This is a genomic window from Thiofractor thiocamini, from assembly GCF_055384375.1.
The window spans coordinates 245,383-261,730 of record NZ_AP042389.1 but is presented as its reverse complement, the minus strand read 5'-3'; the positions used below and the strand labels follow the sequence as shown (position 1 = coordinate 261,730).

Here is a 16,348-nt window from a genome sequence, read left to right as displayed (position 1 = left end):
CTTCATACATTTCTAAAATATAAATTCCCACAAGTCATCAAAAGTTATATTTTGAACCAAAAAATTTACTATTATCACAAAAAAGACTATCTTTAAGCCGGTCATCAAATCCGAACTTATCTTTCTATATTTTTGTAAAAACATATCATCTGTTTTCAATTTTGTTTTTTGCCTTGTCCATGACTGTTTATACAAATGATCCCAGATATATATCTTTACAAACGATCCTATCAGTTGATTGAAGTATAGAAAAAACGGCCATGAGGGCAGTATCTCTTTTCTCGATACCCTGTATGCATAGGTCATCAATAGCCTGCTGAAAAAGATCCACCATACATATGCCCACCATATGGCTATACCCCAGTGCATGGCGCTGAAAAATGCTATAAAAAAACCATACGGAGTCGCCCACATGGTAACCCTCTGATCGATAAGCCCATACCATGGATACCAGTTCAGTCTTGCGGGAGTCAAAGACAGCGCTCTTAAATTTGTTCGGTACTGATTGCCAAACCATCTTTGCATCAATACAATCGAGCCTTTCAAAAAATTTTTATCCGGTATCTCCTCTACGGTGTAAACGGTAACATCAGGCACATAAAGCATCTTCCAGCCCTCTTTTACCACATCGAACCAACTTGACTTATCATCACCCGTTAAAAATCTAAAAACCCCCAGTCTTGGGTGATCTATATGATCGTTTTGCACGGTTTGTATGAAAGCTTCGGTAGCTACTATACTGGCTCTGACCATAGACATTCTTCCTGTCAGAGTCAGTACTCTGTCTGATAAAGACATGGACATCATGGCTATATTTCTTTGTGCAAACCTAAGCTTATACCATTGCCTGTATATATTGTGAGCACAGTCATCACCGGCAAGTATGGCATCTTCATCTGTTGTCAAGGCCCCAAGCATATCATCCAGCGCAAAAAGTCTTGAGCATTTTTTTATCAATCCCTCCTGCAAGATTGAATCACCATCTATGACTGCGACTACACTTTTTGACAAATCTATCCCCATACTGTTTGCTACTACCCTAAAACCGACCGACAAGCCATCTCTTTTTCCGGTTCCTTTTATCCTGGAGATAACCAGTTTGACGTTTTGGGGAGGATTGTAAGATAAAAAGATCTTTCTTATGAGATGCTCTTCTGATCTTTCTACGATAGAAGCTATGATGGTTACATCATAGCCTGAAAAAACAGCCTCTTTTATAGCCGCTTTATATACTTTGATAGTTACTTCTGTTCCTATTCTAAATGTTGTCAAAAGCAAAAAGACATGTTCAGGATCTAAAGAATCTGCATTTTTTCTTTCCAATTCTCTGATCTTTTTAAACTTGTAGTTTTTATACAAATAGGCTCTAAAAATATTTATAGCGAACCATCCGTACCTCCATGTACCGACTGCACCGACTAAAAAGATCAGACTTTTCTGATACGGATCAAAATAAATATCCGGCAATGCAAATACTCCGACAAGCAAAAATAAAGAGTAAATGACAAAATACCAGAAGTTTATCACCATCCTACCCCCATATAATTTTTACTGCCGGTTAATCCACTCCTTATCCGGACTAGATCGATAAAACTCTTATCAGGGTATTTTTCAAAATCTATATCTTTAAACTCTTTGGAAGCATTACCGATGACAACTATATCTGAGTGCTTCAAAATTTCATGCCAATCCTTAAACAATCTCTTTTTTATGTGTGACAACTCTCCGTCAAGAAGGAATTTATTGGATCCGTTTTTGTATGATTTTAATATATTTTCATCATATATCCTAACATCGTATCCTTTTCCTATGAGCTTTTCAACCAACTCCAGCACAGGAGACTCTCTCAAATCATCCGTACCGGCTTTGAAACTTATGCCCAAAATCGCAACTTTTCTTTTTTTCAAGGGCTTTATAAAAAAATCATAAATTCTTCCGATCTGATAATCATTACTTCTCATAACAGAATCAAGCATAGGGATATTTTCATCCAGTGATTTGGCTTTATATGTTATAGCTTTGATATCTTTGGGAAGACATGAACCCCCGAATGCAAATCCGGGTTTTAAATAATACGATGATATGTTAAGTTTTCTATCTTCACAGAATATATCCATCACCTTATGCGAATCTATGCCGATTTTTTTACATATCATTCCTATCTCATTTGCAAATGTCACCTTTACGGCATGCCATGAATTGTCTGCGTATTTTATCATTTCGGCAACTTCTATATCCGTTTCAAAATATGGAGCCTCCAGGAATGAGTATAGCTCCTTAAATTTTTTCGCACTTTTTTCATCACTTGTGCCTACGACTGTTTTTGGCGGATTGTAAAAATCATATATAGCCGTACTTTCTCTCAAAAATTCCGGGTTTGAAACATATCCAAAGTCCACTCCTATCTTTTTTTTGGAATATTTTTCTATCAATGGTATAACGATATTTTTAGCAGTTCCCGGCAAAACCGTGCTTCTCATGGATATGATATGAAAATCCTCTTTATCTTTTAAGATTTCTCCTATACTTTGTGCCACATTTTTTATATAACTTAGATCTATATCACCGTTATCCTTGCTAGGTGTCCCTACCGCGACAATAGTTATATCACTGCTTAAGACAGCCTTTTTTATATCAGTAGTCGCTTTTAATTTTCCCGACTCAACTCCTTCTTTTATATAACTTTCCAAATCTTTTTCAACAATCGGGGCTTTTTTATCATTTATCAAATCAACTTTTACCTTGTCTGTATCGATACCGGTAACGTTATGTCCCTCTTTTGCAAAACATGCGGAGCATACGGTACCTACATATCCCAAACCAACTACGCTTATATTCATTTTTCACCTTTGTAGTCTATTTTTATCTCATCAAAGAGTGCTTTTGCACAACCTTCATCCTGAAGATATACACCCGCTTTGAAGTAGTTATAATATCTATCCCAATAACTTACGTCCAAACCGTTTAAAACTTCTTTTTCATCAATCCACAAAGATATCTTTGAGTGCAAAATGCGTATCTTTATCATAAAAAAATCCTGAGGCATCACCCCTAGATCGAACTTTGCGTATTTGCCTTTGATTGTATTATCCATTCTTACAACTGCCCACAGATGGTTCTTTTTACCATGAAGTTCTTTTTTCCAAACGATTCTCAGCAAAGGCTTGTTTATGGAGTTTTTAAGTGTAGAGTCTGCATGAATCTGCAAAAATGTAAATTCTCTTTTTTCGTTAAGAGGAAACAGTTTTACACTTGTTTTCAACGTTATGGCATTTTTAGTATCTACTTTCCAATCTTGCTTAAATCTAAGCTCACTTCTGTTTTTTTTACCACACATAAAAAAGGTCATATATCGCCTGTCTTGAAGATAAAAATACTTGTTTGAATAATATGCAAAATTACCGTATTTTACACTATAAAGCGGATTGTATGAGCTTGAAGGAGCTTGTAGTTTTGATATATCAAGCGTATTTCTAAATTTTTTCAATGAATAAGGAGAGTCATATCCAAAAAGAATGACACTCAAAAACAAGATCAAGTATCTCATAACGCCCTTCCAAAATCATCATCATATCTTTTTATATCATCCTCCTTAAGATACTCACCTACCTGGATTTCGATTATCTCCAGCGGAATTTTTCCGGGATTGCTAAGTCTGTGTTTTTCCCCGATGGGCACGAATGTCGACTGATTTGATCCGAGCAAGAACTCATTTTTCCCGATATTGACCAGCGCAGAGCCTCTAACTACCACCCAATGCTCACTTCTATGGAAATGTTTTTGCAAAGATAATCTTTTGCCCGGGTTTACTATTATGGATTTTACTTTAAAATGTTTACCATCAAGCAGATCTATATATTTTCCCCACGGTTTATAGACCGTTCTTCCGTATTTTATGATCTTGGGATCTCTGTCTTTTAAAATCTCAACGATTTTCTTGACATCCTGAGAATTTTCTTTTTTTCCGACAAGCAGAGCACTTGGGGTGTCAACAACTATCAAATCCTTAACATCAAAAAGTGCTATTTGTTTATATCTTCCAAAAACAAAATTGTCCTTTGCATTGTATGCCGTTAAATTGTCTGATTTTGTGTTATTGTTTTCATCTTTTTCGAATACTTCATCAAGTGCATCGAAACTTCCTATATCATTCCATTTGATATCACTCTTTATCACTTTTATCCTGCTGCTCTTTTCCATTATCGCATAGTCGATACTTATGGAAGGGAGCATATGCATATCTTTCAGTTTCAGTATATTGTCCGTTCTTATCGCATCTTCATATACCTTACTGCAAGAATCGAATATATCAGATGCATACATTTTGAAATCTTCCTGCAATGAGGATATCTTAAACATGAACATTCCGCTGTTCCATAGATACTTTTCAGAAGAGTTTTCGGATTTGTTTGTTTTGAGATACCTTTGCGCTGTTTTACTATCTGGTTTTTCATAAAATCCATCTACATCAACAACCTTTTTCTTATCTGTAAAATTACATTTTATATAGCCATATCCTGTTTCAGCTCTGCTTGGTGTGATGCCAAATGTTATATGATATCCTTTGGTTGCTTCATCATAAGCCGATTTTATAATGTTATCATACTCATCATCTTTTTCTATCAAATGGTCACTTGGAGTAACGAAAACAATATCATCTTTTTTCAAACCTAAAGTCGCAAGACATATGGCTGAGGCTGTATTTTTGGATTCACTTTCTATGACAAAGCTGCATTTAGCAAGTAATTCTGTCTCATCGGCTTGTTGTTGAGCCGTAAAAAACTGTTTTTCATTTACCACTATCACGAATTTTTCTACAAATGTATCATTTCTCAGCAATGTCATTTGAAAAAGTGATTTGCCGTCAAACATTTTCAAAAACTGTTTGGGCATATTCTCTTTGCTTATAGGCCACAGTCTCGTTCCGTTGCCGCCACACAGGATGATATTTTTCATTGTCGTTCTCTAATTATTGAATTTTGTTATATAAAAGTATAAATCTACTTATTATACATAAAAATTAATAAAAAGATTATTTATTCTATTGGGATATATCAAAAGAGTGTATCGATAGGGGAAGTAATGGCGGACAGGGAGGGATTCGAACCCTCGGTACCGTTACCAGTACGCATCCTTAGCAGGGATGTGGTTTCAGCCAGCTCACCCACCTGTCCAAAATAAGTTCCAAACCAAATTGGAGATGTGATTATATTAAAATATATATAATATTTTACTTAAACAAGCCCCAAAAGGGCTTGTTTGATTATTTAACTGACCCGTTATAAAAAACTTTGCAACTGCTTTTTTTAGGAGCCGGGGCACTTTTTGTAAATTGGCCCAACAGTGAAGTTACCGTATTGGCAACAACGCCTGAGGTTAAAGCTTTTGTGCTATATTTTGGCTTGCTGAAAGTTCCGCTTATATCTTCTGCTATTTTGGCACATCCATTTGAGCCTACAACACCCGCTTGCACTTTGATAAATCTTTCTCTTGCGATATCCACTCTGCCTTTAAGAGCTACTCTTGTCTGTCCGACTTTCATAGCTACATCTTTCAAGGTTATTATGCCGTTTTTTACAGGTGCATTTACAACAAGTTTTTTAACCGCTGTAGTTCCACCTTCCAAACCTGCCATCATATTGCCACCGCTCACACCTTTGCTAAGAGCCAATCCAAGCGGTCCGGCGACCAAAAATCCAGCTATATCTTTCTTGTTGATACTTTTTGCATCGTCAAGACTTTTGAACACTTTATTAAGATCCACACCATTTATACCAAAGTTGTCACCGACTACATATATCGTACCGGTAAGTGATCTTTTTATATCTTTTGGAGTTTGTCCTGCCATCGAGAGTTTTACATCAGTTTTAACATAGCCGTCAAGTGAAATCTTTTTGTTTTTTATAAAGACTTTGGATACATTTTTCAAATCAAGCTTCGCTATATGATCTTCAAGATAGATTTTTGGTTTTTTGCCATTCATATTATAAACAAGTTTACCATTTACTTGGGAATTAAACATGGTAAGTTTCATTGGGGATATAGTAGCAATTTTATCTTTAAAACTAAAATTTGCTGAAATATTATCTATATCATATTTGTCATAATGTATATTTGCGATAGTCATCAAACCTTTCAAGGAGAGTGCTTTAAGTATATCTTTATCTCCGTTTAATGCTATATCATTTACCGTTATATTCAAGCCTGTTACCTTCGCTTTGGTTTTAGTCTGCTTGTCATCATATATGATATTGATGTTTGAGAGAATGATTTTATTGACATTTACCATGGGAAGTTTGCCTTGCTCTTCTTTGGCACTGCTTTTTGGTTTTGTTTTTTTGCCTTCTTTCTTTCCTGAAGCCAAATTCATCAAGCCTTTTTTTGACTTCTCTACAAGTACGTTCATGTCCTCAAGTTTTACATAGTTTACTTTTACCTGTTTACTCAAAAGCGGCATTACCTGTAAAGATACCGCTACTCTTTTAAGTTTAAGCATATCATCTTTACTGAAACCCTTTGGATTTTTAATGATTATATCTTTTACGCTTAAACCTAAAGGCGAAAGGGAAAGTCCGATATCACCGTTTATCTTCAACTCTTTACCGGTTGCTTCATATACCTTTTTTTCTATCTGAGGTTTGTATTTGTTCAAATCAAATGTTGCAATTAACACGCCCAAAACCACTATGATGGTAGTCATCACTATAAGTAAAGTGATAAGTATCTTTTTTCCCATGTTTTGTCCTTTTATATTCTTTTTAGTATCTCTTCAACCACACCTCGTGGATCTTGTGCGAGATATATAGGTCTTCCTACTACTATGAAATCCACCGACTGTTCTTTTGCTATCTCCAAATTCGCCACTCTTTTTTGATCATTGCTATCTTCTCCAAATGGTCTTATACCTGGAGTCAGAGTGATAAACTTTTCATCTGTTACATTTTTTATATCTTTGCTCTCATAGGCTGAACATACAACCCCATCTATCTTACATTTGTGTGCTACTTTTGCAAATTCGAGACTTCTTTTTTCTATGGAAGCTCCATATATGGTCTTAAAATCTTTGTTGTTAAAGCTTGTAAGCACTGAAACTCCAAGGACAAGTGGTCTGTCTTTGACATTTGCTATCCTTTGCATGACAGCTTTCATGGCTATCTCACCGCTTGATATATGGATATTGAACATATCAATGCCAAGCAGTGATATCTCACTGGCGGCATCAGCCATGGTGTTTGGGATATCATATAGCTTAAGATCTAAAAAAAGTTTATAGTTTGGATTGATCTGTTTTAACTCTTTTATAAGATTTTTACCGTCTCTTATGTATGATCTCAAGCCGACCTTGAGCCATATATCAAAATCCTTCAGCTTTTTTACCAATTCCAGGTTTTCCTCATTTGTAGGCATATCCAGTGCTACACACAACTTCATGTCAACTCTTCCTTTTATCTTTTTGAATTGAACCCAAAACTCCGTTGATAAATTTTGGGACATTATCGTTGCAAAGTGTTTTAGATAATTCTATCGCTTCATTGATGGCAACCGCCTCGTCTATATCGCTTTTTAAAAGCTCATAAGCTGAAAGTCTGAGTATTGCTCTTTCTATATGTCCTATCTCTTTTATGTTCCACTCTTTTAAATGTTTATCTATCTCTTTATCCAAAATTTCCAAGTTTTCCAGAACACCGTTTAACAAAGAAAGAGCAAACTCTTTTTGCTTGTTTCTTATCTTTTTATCTTCGAGTATCTCATCTTCAAATTTTTCAACTTCACTGTTTCCTATGTCATATGCATAAAGGATAGATACTACAGCTTCTCTGACTTGATGTCTTGTTGCCATTGTTTACCTTATATGTTTTTGTAAAGATCTATAAGCTCTATGAGCCCTGTCATGGCTTCAAAGCCTTTGTTGCCTGACTTACTGCCGGCTCGCTCAATCGCCTGTTCGATGGTATCGGTTGTAAGTATGCCGAAAGTTACAGGGTATTTATACTTTAAAGTAGTATTTGCCACACCTTTTGTAGCTTCAGCCGCCACATAATCAAAATGCGGAGTACTTCCTCTTATAACAGCTCCAAGACAACAAATTCCGTCATATTTTCCGGAAGATAGAAGTTTATCGAGTGCAAAAGGTATCTCAAAAGCACCGGGCACCAAGATAAGATCCAAATTTTTCTCATCTCCTCCGTGTCTTAAAAAAGCATCTTTTGCGCCTTCTGTGAGTCTATCGGTTATGATGTGGTTGAACCTACTGTTTATGATAGCAACATGACTGCTTTTATCTAATTTTAACTTTCCTTCTATAATGTTCATCAATTATCCTTAATTTTTTGGGAAATATTATACTATAAAATCATTTATAGCTTGCTTTGAGATAAAAAAGATAAAAAATAGATCATTTTATTTCGTTGTATCTGCCTTTTAGCAAGTCATATATATCATTGTTTTCTCTTTTTCCTACAATCAAAACCAAGACAGTTATCTCTTTATCTTTTACCTCATAAGCCAAGCGATATCCGAAACTTTTTAATTTGATTTTGTATACACTTTTATAACCACTTAGCAAATCTTTGGGGACTTTTGGATTTTTAAGTCTCTCTTTTAATTTTTTATGAAACTGTTTTTTGATAGCAAAATCAAGCTTTTCCCACTCTTTTAATGCTTTTGATTTGAACTCAAGAGAGTAAGTCATCTATATCAACTTTGATAGATTTGTCGTTATCATTCAATCTTTTATCAACTTCTTTGCTCAAATGATACTCATCAATGATATCTATCAATTTTTCATATAAATCATTTGGCACGAGATAGGCGCTTGTAACATTGTGATTTAGTATAGCTACAGCTTCATTTCCCGCTTGTTCGATTATCTTTGTAGGTGATTTTTTAAGCTCGGTTATACTTGCGGTATATCTTGCCAAAACAGGTTGCATATTTTATCCTTTATCTTTCTTCAATAAGTATCAAATATTGTACTTAATTTGATACTTATTGTCAAGAGACATTTAGATTATACATATTCAATAATTCTACTAAAAATCATTTATAGCTTGCTTTAAGTTTTTTAAAGCTCTTTTTAGCGTGTTTCTTTGTGTTCCAAAATTGAGTCTTGCAAAACCTGATCCCTCTTTACCGTATATCACTCCGTTATTTAGACCTATTTTTGCTTTTGTGATTAAAAATTTCTCTAATTCACTTGGCTTGAGACCCAATTTTCTAAAATCTATCCACAAAAGATATGTGGCTTCCGGCACTATGATATCCACTAATGGCATCTCGTCTTTTATGAAATTTACCGCATAGTCCCTGTTTTTTTGAAGATACTCCACCATTTCATCCATCCAGTATGCACAACTCTCATATGCGGTTTTTAGTGCTAAAGTACCGAATATATTGTTATCCATAAGCTCAAACTTTTTGAGATAATTTTTATATATGGCTTCAAGTTTTTTATCCTCACATATCACATATGATGTCATTAGTCCTGCTATATTGAATGATTTGCTTGGAGCATTCAAAGTGATGGTTTTTCTTGAGATATGTTTTGAGAGTGAAGCTATGGGGATATGTTTTTTACCTTCATACAAAAAATCGCTATGTATCTCATCACTGATGATAAGCAAGTCATTTTCAAGGCAAATTTCAGCCAATTTCAAAAGCTCTTTTTTTGAAAAAACTTTACCGGTCGGGTTGTGAGGGTTGCAAAGTATGAAAGCTTTGGCTTCTTTTGCTCTTTTTTCAAAATCTTTAAAATCTATCTCATACTTTCCTTTCTTTAAAACAAGAGAGTTTCTGCTGACTTTCCTGCCGTTTTCCTTGATAAGTCTTGCAAAAGGTTGATAAACCGGAGTTTGGATGATGATACTATCTCCTGGTTTTGTAAAAGCTTGAACTATAAAAGATATGGAGCTTACAACCCCGCTTGATAGAGAGATTGAGCCTTTTTTTATCTTCCATCCATATCTTTTTTCTTGCCAAGAGCATATGGCATCATATATACTTTTATCATTATATGGGTATCCAAAAACTCCCTCTTTTGCTCTATCTACAAGAGCATTTCTTATCTCTTTGGCTGATTTGAAGTCCATATCTGCCACCCACATAGGTATCACATCACTGCTTCCATATCTCTTATCAAGATTGGCAAACTTCATGCTATCGCTACCGTATCTATCTACTTTTTTATCAAAATTTACCTTTTTTGCCATATAACTACCTCTATATCTTTGTATTTGAAGTTTTTACCATCTTCTCTTGTTACACAAGGTATCGTTTTGCCTTCATCGATTAGCTCAAACTTACTATCAAGCAACTCTTTTAAAGCCTCTTTGGTGTAAAGATTTTCACCGTTTTTTTTGATACCGCCTATCCACATCTCTTTTGGGGTAATTTTCTCATCCCACTCATAGCTTGAAGATATAACAAGCAAAGCTTTTTCATTCATCCTTTTATCTATCTCCAGTAGGAACTTTTTAGGATTGTAACTTCTCGTCAAAGCATCATTTACCACAACCAAATCATACCCCTTGAAGTTTGGCTTTAGATTTGCCATGTCACCCTGCCAAAACTCAACTCTATCTTTAACTCCCGCAAAGTCAAAATCGCTTAAATATATCTCTTTAAAAAGTACTATATCACCCTCATCTTTTAGCATATACTTTAGTTTACCGCTTTTTTTGAGATTGACCGCAAACTGTATGAGTCTTGCCGTAAAGTCAAGTGCATGAACCATTTCATACTCTTTTGCAAGCTCAAACCCGACTCTGCCTGCCAAGGTGCCAAACTCCAAAGCTCTCTCTTTTTTTCTATCTTTTACAAATCCAAGTATATAATCACTAAGCTCTTTGTGATAATTTTTTATCCCAAGATACTCTTTGCCATAACACTGTTCTATATATTTGGTTAACTCCATATCATCTTCATACTTTTCAACATCAGTTTTTACGACTCTATCAGATTCTATATATCTAAATCCTGCATGTTGAAAAAAGTGTCTTCTAAAAGCATATCTTGCACTTTTTAGTGTTTCATTTCCACAACTTATAAAAGAACCTCCTTTTATGAGATTGTGCTTTCCGTCAAATGTCGGGGTTGAAAAATCATCATACAAAGGATGGACTTTAAATCCCTCATATCCATCTATCGGGGTGCAACTCCACTGCCAAACATTGCCTATCACATCATAAAATTCACCAAATTTGAACTTATCCACAGGCATGGAAGAAGTAAAATACTCCAAGTTTATATTTGCCGGTGCTTTTTCACCCCATTTTAAGATACCCGGAACTTTTGCAAACTCATAAAGCCTGTAGTATTCAGCTTCACTTGGCAGTCTTATAGGTTTATTTAACTTTTTACTTAGATAGCTACAAAACGCTTCAGCCTCAAGATAGTTCACATCCACAGGCCAATTCCAAGGCATATCTATGATATTTGCTATCGCTCTATACTTGTAAATTTCTCCATCTTTTACCCAAAAAGTCGGATGTTTAGCCTTTTTAAAAGAGAGCCATCTTTTACCCTCTTCACTCCAATACTCCCCTTTCTCATATCCTCCGTTTTCAACAAATTCTAAAAACTCTTCATTGCTTACAAGATACTTTGAAGCTTTAAAATCCTCTACGAACTCCTCCTTAAAACCATACTCGTTATCCCAACCGTAAAAATCATCACTATCAAAACTTTTACCCATTACTACTTTTGCACCAGGCACTTCAAGAAGTTCATTTTTATGAGATTTACCACTCTCTTTACAGATTGGAAAATCACCATGAGGTTTTACATCCTCTATGGGAAGTTCTCTCATCAAAACCGAAGAAGTTTCTATATGTATATTTTCATGCTCAATCCCCATCAAAATCACCCAAAAAGGAGACCCCCAGTCTATGGGTAACTTTAAAGGCAAAGTATCTATAAGATGCAAAATGATTTTTTTGACCTCATCACGATATGCTCTTACCTCATCTACTTTAGGCCACTCATAGTTTTTATCATCCAAATCATCCCAACTCATCTCATCCACGCCTATGGCAAATATGGACTCGAAAGTCGGGTTGATCCTTTTTTTTATGATTTTTGCAAGTATTAGTTTATTGATAAAAAAAGTAGCGGTATGACCAAAATAAAATATCAAAGGGTGTCTTAGAGGATTTGCCTTTTTATAAAAAACTTCATCACTTTTAAGTATCTCAAAAAGTCTCTCATAAGTTTCATAAACCTGCAAAAAATATCTCTTAATCTCTTCTCTTTTGTTTTCAACACTCTCTCCGCTTAGTGAAACATTTCTTATCTTCATAATTTTGCCTTAATTGTTCAGTGCTTCTTTGATGGCAAATATATCTTTGATGCACTTTTTAAGCTCTTCGAGTTTTAACATATTTGCTCCGTCACTAAGTGCGATAGAGGGATCAAAATGCGTCTCAAAGAAAAATCCATCCACTCCAACTGCGGCTGCTGCTCTACTTAAAGGTGCCACGAACTCTCTTTTGCCACTACTTTTTCCTCCGGCACCTCCAGGCATTTGAACTGAATGAGTGGCATCAAAGATAACAGGAGCGAATTTTCTCATTATTTGCAAACTTCTCATATCAACCACCAAGTTACCGTATCCAAAACTGCTTCCTCTTTCAGTCAACCATACATTTGCCTTTTTTGAAGTATCGTAGTTTACTTTCTCAACCCCTCTAGTCTTTAAAACTTTTCCTACCGAATACTCCATATCTTCAGGATTCATAAATTGACCCTTTTTTATGTTTACAGTCTTGTCGGTTTTAGCTGCACTCACCAAAAGATCAGTCTGGCGACATAAAAATGCAGGTATCTGAAGTACATCCACTACCTTTGCCACCTCTTCAACCTGCCAACTCTCATGAACATCAGTCAAAAGTTTATACCCAAACTCATCTTGCACCTCTTTTAACATTTGCAAACCATCCTGAAGCCCGGGCCCTCTAAAACTATCCAAACTCGTCCTGTTCGCCTTATCAAAAGAGGCTTTAAAGTAAAAATCTATCCTCTCATCTTCATAAAACTCTTTCAACCCTTCAGCGATCTTAAAAAGATTTTCCCTGCTCTCTATGACACAAGGTCCGGCTATAAGTATCATAAATTATCCTTATCATGCTAATATTTTGAAAAATTATATCAAAAAGTTTATTTAGTTTTTGTGAAGTGTTCCAAGAAGAGTTAAAACTATCTCTCTTGAAGTTGGATGGTCTCTGTGTTCATTTAGATATATGCCCTGCCATGTTCCAAGTTCCAAAGAGCCTTCTTTTATGGGAATATTCAAGCTTACTCCAAACATAGAGGATTTGAAGTGTGCGGGCATATCATCTCTGCCCTCAAGTGAGTGACGGTAGTCATATCCATCAGGCGCCAAAGAAGAACTTATCTCCTCCAAGTCAAGCCTAACATCATAAGATACATTTTCATTGATAGTAAGTGAAGCGGAAGTATGTTTTAAAAAAAGATTTAACATTCCGATTTTTATATCGGATATATCGATAGAGGATAGGATTTTATCAGTTATAAGATAAAATCCTCTTTTTGGTGCTTTTATAGTTATAATCTCTTGAAAAAAGTGCATCACTCTATGATTTTACTTATAGGAAGCTCGGCTATGGCTTTTGCTCCCAAAGCTTTTAGTTTTGGTACGACATCTCTTAAGACTTTTTTATCCATTATGGCAACCACATCCACCCAATCACCTTTTGCAAGATGAGAAACTGTAGGATTGAATGAAGGTAAAACTTGCAAAATCTCATCAAGCTTATCTTTTGGAGCATTCATCATCACACAGGTTTTTGGTATGGCATCTATGACTGATTTTAACATAAGGATGATATTTTCCATCTTTTTTCGTTTAAATGGATCTTTATAAGCATCTTTATTTGCTATAAATCTTGTAGTTGTTTCAAGTACGGTATCTATGATCTTAAGGTTGTTTGCTTTTATACTTGATCCTGTTTCAGTTATCTCCACTATGGCATCGGCAAGGTCTGGAACTTTTACTTCAGTCGTTCCCCAGCTAAACTCCACCTTGGCATTTACCCCATGGGATGCAAGATAATCTTTAGTCAAGTTCACTACTTCTGTAGCTATGGTTTTTCCCTCGAGATCTTTTACGCTTTTTATATCTGAGCCCTCTTTTACCGCCAAAACCCACTTTATAGGTCTAAAACTTGTCTTGGCATATACAAGTTCCGTTACATCAATAACATCGGCTCTGTTTTCTTTTATCCAATCAAGCCCGGTAAGTCCGCAGTCAAGCTGACCGCCCTCAACATACCGTGCCATCTCCTGAGCTCGTATGAGCATACATTCTATCTCATCATCATCTATACTTGGATAGTAATTTCTTGATCTCACGGTTATGTCATATCCGGCTTGTTTGAAGATACTTATGGTAGCATCTTGAAGACTACCTTTTGGGATACCGAGTTTTAAAACATTCATACGATTTCGCTTGCAGGTTTTTTCCTAAACAGTTTAATCGCCAATAGATAAAATATAGGTGTATCAAGAAGTGCTATGATAAGTTTTACACTATAATCACCCACTATGAGATGGGCTATCTTGTCAAACGGCATCACAAAACTAAAAGCTAAAGTAAAAAACAAAACTGTATCGAAAAATTGACTTGTCATTGTGCTGGCATTGTTTCTAAGCCACCATAACTTTTCAAGTTTTTCTTTAAGAGTGTGAAATATATGAACATCCATAAGTTGCACTATGCTAAATGTCGCTATGGAAGCAAGGGCTATCCTCCAGTTTGCCATCATAAGTGTCGGCAATATAGCAAACAGTATACCGTACTTAACTACCTTGATAACCTCTTTTTTCTCATATCTTTCGCCAAGTATATCGGTCATCAAAAATGTTATAGGATAAGTTATGGCTCCATAAGTAAGCCATTTGTTGATAGGAAACTGCACTAGATAGTTTGAAGAGACTATTAAAACAACAAACAGTGCTACACTAAATACAAATATACCTTTTGGCATTTTTCAATCCTTGTTTAAATTTTTAAAAAGTTCGCGATTATATCCAAAAACAGCTAAATTTACAATATAAAAAACATAGACTTGATATCGTTCTAAAATTGTTCTTTTTTAAGTAACGATTAACAAAAAATATGTCATACTACTGCACTAATATGGAGAATAAAGTGAATGACAAAATAAAAAAAAGTATCAAAGATATAGAAGAAGAAATTTATAAAAATTTTGAAGATATTGTAAATATCAATAGTTTTTCACAAAATATAGAAGGTTTGGAAAAAGTTGCTTCAAAACTTCAAGACATAGCTTCAAGGCACGATATCGCTTTTGAAAAAGTATATAGCCTAAAAAAAGAGAGACCCCATTTAATATACAACAGGGAACTAAAAGAGGATTTTTACGCTTTTATAGGTCACTTCGATACGGTTCATTCACCAAAGAGCGGATTTTTAACCATTAGTGAAAAAGATGGGCGCTACTACGGACCCGGCACAAATGACATGAAAAGCGGTCTTATGGTAGCTCTTTACTCTTTGATAATCTTACAAAAAATCCATCCGGATAAAAAATTGCCTATAAAGATACTTTTCAACTCCGATGAAGAAATAGGCTCATATGATTCGTGGGATATCATAACAAACGAATTTTGCAAAGCAAAGGCTGGATTTGTTTTTGAACCTGGTAGGATGATAGATGGATACAGCATAGTAACTGCTAGAAAAGGCGGCATATCCATAGATATAGATATAAAAGGCAAAGCAGCTCATGCGGGAGTAGAGCCACAAAACGGTATCAATGCCATTACGGCAGCTGCACAAATCATACTAAAACTGAACAAACTAAACGATTTTGAAAATGGCATAACAGTCGGATGCAATGTCATAAATGGAGGAATTGTAAAAAATACCGTAGCTCCTTTTTGTAAAATAGGGGTTGATGTAAGATATGTCAAAAAAGAGCAGTATCAACAAATCATGAAAGATATAGAAAAGATTCTTTTTAAGCCAAACAGTGAAGGTGCAAAGGTATCATATCTCATAGAGCATCAAAGACCTCCTCTTGAAAAAACAGAAGTATCTCAAAAACTATATCAACTTTACAAAGAAGTTGCTGATGAGATAGGCATGGAGTGCAATGAAGTTGCAACGGGAGGAGGAAGCGATGCCAATATACTCTCAAGTTGTGGTGTACCCTGTCTTGACGGGCTGGGAGCCATAGGCAACTTTTCTCACACAAAAAAGGAGTTTACCATAAAAGAGACGATACCAAAAAAGATAGAACATACTGTAAAATTTATGGAAAAACTACTCTAACGACTATCCATGTAAGCTATATAGTGATAGTTTACA

General features: G+C 35.3%; 17 protein-coding genes and 1 tRNA gene. 1 reads left to right on the top strand and 17 read right to left on the bottom strand.

The genetic code is table 11. The annotated features are described in order from the left end of the window. Positions 1-12: 12 nt before the first annotated feature. From ACZ47B_RS01315 to ACZ47B_RS01235, 17 genes are all read right to left on the bottom strand, one after another. Positions 13-1,527, bottom strand: coding sequence for a glycosyltransferase (locus ACZ47B_RS01315; protein ID WP_464894880.1), 1,515 nt, complete (start codon positions 1,525-1,527; stop codon positions 13-15). Next, on the bottom strand, positions 1,524-2,840 hold the full coding sequence (locus ACZ47B_RS01310) for a nucleotide sugar dehydrogenase (RefSeq protein ID WP_464894879.1): 1,317 nt from the start codon (positions 2,838-2,840) through the stop codon (positions 1,524-1,526). The genes ACZ47B_RS01315 and ACZ47B_RS01310 overlap by 4 nt, the downstream gene beginning before the upstream one ends. Next, positions 2,837-3,547, bottom strand: a complete 711-nt coding sequence (locus ACZ47B_RS01305) for a polysaccharide lyase family 7 protein (RefSeq protein WP_464894878.1) — start codon at positions 3,545-3,547, stop codon at positions 2,837-2,839. The genes ACZ47B_RS01310 and ACZ47B_RS01305 overlap by 4 nt, the downstream gene beginning before the upstream one ends. Further along, complete coding sequence (locus ACZ47B_RS01300) at positions 3,544-4,956, bottom strand: mannose-1-phosphate guanylyltransferase/mannose-6-phosphate isomerase (RefSeq protein ID WP_464894877.1); 1,413 nt, start codon at positions 4,954-4,956, stop codon at positions 3,544-3,546. The genes ACZ47B_RS01305 and ACZ47B_RS01300 overlap by 4 nt, the downstream gene beginning before the upstream one ends. Before the next feature lie 127 nt (positions 4,957-5,083). Beyond that, positions 5,084-5,174, bottom strand: a tRNA-Ser gene (locus ACZ47B_RS01295). Positions 5,175-5,263: 89 nt separating this feature from the next. Further along, positions 5,264-6,736 carry an AsmA family protein gene (locus ACZ47B_RS01290; protein WP_464894876.1) on the bottom strand — a complete coding sequence of 491 codons (1,473 nt, stop codon included), beginning with the start codon at positions 6,734-6,736 and terminating at the stop codon, positions 5,264-5,266. 11 nt (positions 6,737-6,747) lie between these two features. Next, on the bottom strand, positions 6,748-7,431 hold the full coding sequence (gene pyrF, locus ACZ47B_RS01285; protein ID WP_464894875.1) for an orotidine-5'-phosphate decarboxylase: 684 nt from the start codon (positions 7,429-7,431) through the stop codon (positions 6,748-6,750). Between the two features lies 1 nt (position 7,432). Further along, positions 7,433-7,840 (bottom strand): transcription antitermination factor NusB, encoded by a 408-nt coding sequence (nusB, locus tag ACZ47B_RS01280; RefSeq protein WP_464894874.1) that lies wholly within the window; start codon positions 7,838-7,840, stop codon positions 7,433-7,435. A gap of 8 nt (positions 7,841-7,848) precedes the next feature. Beyond that, positions 7,849-8,313, bottom strand: coding sequence for a 6,7-dimethyl-8-ribityllumazine synthase (gene ribH / locus ACZ47B_RS01275; protein WP_464894873.1), 465 nt, complete (start codon positions 8,311-8,313; stop codon positions 7,849-7,851). 82 nt (positions 8,314-8,395) lie between these two features. Further along, positions 8,396-8,692, bottom strand: coding sequence for a type II toxin-antitoxin system RelE family toxin (locus tag ACZ47B_RS01270; RefSeq protein WP_464894872.1), 297 nt, complete (start codon positions 8,690-8,692; stop codon positions 8,396-8,398). Further along, positions 8,676-8,933 carry a type II toxin-antitoxin system Phd/YefM family antitoxin gene (locus tag ACZ47B_RS01265; protein WP_464894871.1) on the bottom strand — a complete coding sequence of 86 codons (258 nt, stop codon included), beginning with the start codon at positions 8,931-8,933 and terminating at the stop codon, positions 8,676-8,678. Before ACZ47B_RS01265 ends, ACZ47B_RS01270 begins: the two co-directional genes overlap by 17 nt. A gap of 99 nt (positions 8,934-9,032) precedes the next feature. Further along, a complete protein-coding gene (locus ACZ47B_RS01260) occupies positions 9,033-10,208 on the bottom strand; it encodes a MalY/PatB family protein (RefSeq protein ID WP_464894870.1) in 1,176 nt (391 codons plus the stop codon). After that, a complete protein-coding gene (ovoA, locus tag ACZ47B_RS01255; RefSeq protein WP_464894869.1) occupies positions 10,193-12,295 on the bottom strand; it encodes a 5-histidylcysteine sulfoxide synthase in 2,103 nt (700 codons plus the stop codon). Before ovoA ends, ACZ47B_RS01260 begins: the two co-directional genes overlap by 16 nt. Before the next feature lie 9 nt (positions 12,296-12,304). Continuing rightward, the gene (kdsA, locus tag ACZ47B_RS01250) at positions 12,305-13,105 is read right to left on the bottom strand and encodes a 3-deoxy-8-phosphooctulonate synthase (RefSeq protein ID WP_464894868.1); all 801 of its coding nucleotides are present in this window, start codon (positions 13,103-13,105) and stop codon (positions 12,305-12,307) included. Positions 13,106-13,156: 51 nt separating this feature from the next. Beyond that, entirely contained in the window at positions 13,157-13,585 is a 429-nt protein-coding gene (locus ACZ47B_RS01245; protein WP_464895738.1) for a secondary thiamine-phosphate synthase enzyme YjbQ, read from the bottom strand. Beyond that, positions 13,585-14,454 carry an ATP phosphoribosyltransferase gene (gene hisG, locus ACZ47B_RS01240; RefSeq protein WP_464894867.1) on the bottom strand — a complete coding sequence of 290 codons (870 nt, stop codon included), beginning with the start codon at positions 14,452-14,454 and terminating at the stop codon, positions 13,585-13,587. Before hisG ends, ACZ47B_RS01245 begins: the two co-directional genes overlap by 1 nt. Next, positions 14,451-15,002 carry a queuosine precursor transporter gene (locus tag ACZ47B_RS01235; RefSeq protein ID WP_464894866.1) on the bottom strand — a complete coding sequence of 184 codons (552 nt, stop codon included), beginning with the start codon at positions 15,000-15,002 and terminating at the stop codon, positions 14,451-14,453. Before ACZ47B_RS01235 ends, hisG begins: the two co-directional genes overlap by 4 nt. Positions 15,003-15,166: 164 nt before the next feature. On the opposite strand from ACZ47B_RS01235, the gene ACZ47B_RS01230 reads away from it, so the two are divergent. Next, positions 15,167-16,312 (top strand): M20/M25/M40 family metallo-hydrolase, encoded by a 1,146-nt coding sequence (locus tag ACZ47B_RS01230; protein ID WP_464894865.1) that lies wholly within the window; start codon positions 15,167-15,169, stop codon positions 16,310-16,312. The last annotated feature ends 36 nt before the right edge of the window (positions 16,313-16,348 follow it).

Bases quoted from the DNA above. Each gene is read 5' to 3' on its own strand.
- ACZ47B_RS01310 (WP_464894879.1), bottom strand. From the start codon at position 2,840: ATGAATATAAGCGTAGTTGGTTTGGGATATGTAGGTACCGTATGCTCC.
- ACZ47B_RS01305 (WP_464894878.1), bottom strand. From the start codon at position 3,547: ATGAGATACTTGATCTTGTTTTTGAGTGTCATTCTTTTTGGATATGAC.
- ACZ47B_RS01300 (WP_464894877.1), bottom strand. From the start codon at position 4,956: ATGAAAAATATCATCCTGTGTGGCGGCAACGGAACGAGACTGTGGCCT.
- ACZ47B_RS01290 (WP_464894876.1), bottom strand. From the start codon at position 6,736: ATGGGAAAAAAGATACTTATCACTTTACTTATAGTGATGACTACCATC.
- pyrF (WP_464894875.1), bottom strand. From the start codon at position 7,431: ATGAAGTTGTGTGTAGCACTGGATATGCCTACAAATGAGGAAAACCTG.
- nusB (WP_464894874.1), bottom strand. From the start codon at position 7,840: ATGGCAACAAGACATCAAGTCAGAGAAGCTGTAGTATCTATCCTTTAT.
- ribH (WP_464894873.1), bottom strand. From the start codon at position 8,313: ATGAACATTATAGAAGGAAAGTTAAAATTAGATAAAAGCAGTCATGTT.
- ACZ47B_RS01270 (WP_464894872.1), bottom strand. From the start codon at position 8,692: ATGACTTACTCTCTTGAGTTCAAATCAAAAGCATTAAAAGAGTGGGAA.
- ACZ47B_RS01265 (WP_464894871.1), bottom strand. From the start codon at position 8,933: ATGCAACCTGTTTTGGCAAGATATACCGCAAGTATAACCGAGCTTAAA.
- ACZ47B_RS01260 (WP_464894870.1), bottom strand. From the start codon at position 10,208: ATGGCAAAAAAGGTAAATTTTGATAAAAAAGTAGATAGATACGGTAGC.
- ovoA (WP_464894869.1), bottom strand. From the start codon at position 12,295: ATGAAGATAAGAAATGTTTCACTAAGCGGAGAGAGTGTTGAAAACAAA.
- kdsA (WP_464894868.1), bottom strand. From the start codon at position 13,105: ATGATACTTATAGCCGGACCTTGTGTCATAGAGAGCAGGGAAAATCTT.
- ACZ47B_RS01245 (WP_464895738.1), bottom strand. From the start codon at position 13,585: ATGCACTTTTTTCAAGAGATTATAACTATAAAAGCACCAAAAAGAGGA.
- hisG (WP_464894867.1), bottom strand. From the start codon at position 14,454: ATGAATGTTTTAAAACTCGGTATCCCAAAAGGTAGTCTTCAAGATGCT.
- ACZ47B_RS01235 (WP_464894866.1), bottom strand. From the start codon at position 15,002: ATGCCAAAAGGTATATTTGTATTTAGTGTAGCACTGTTTGTTGTTTTA.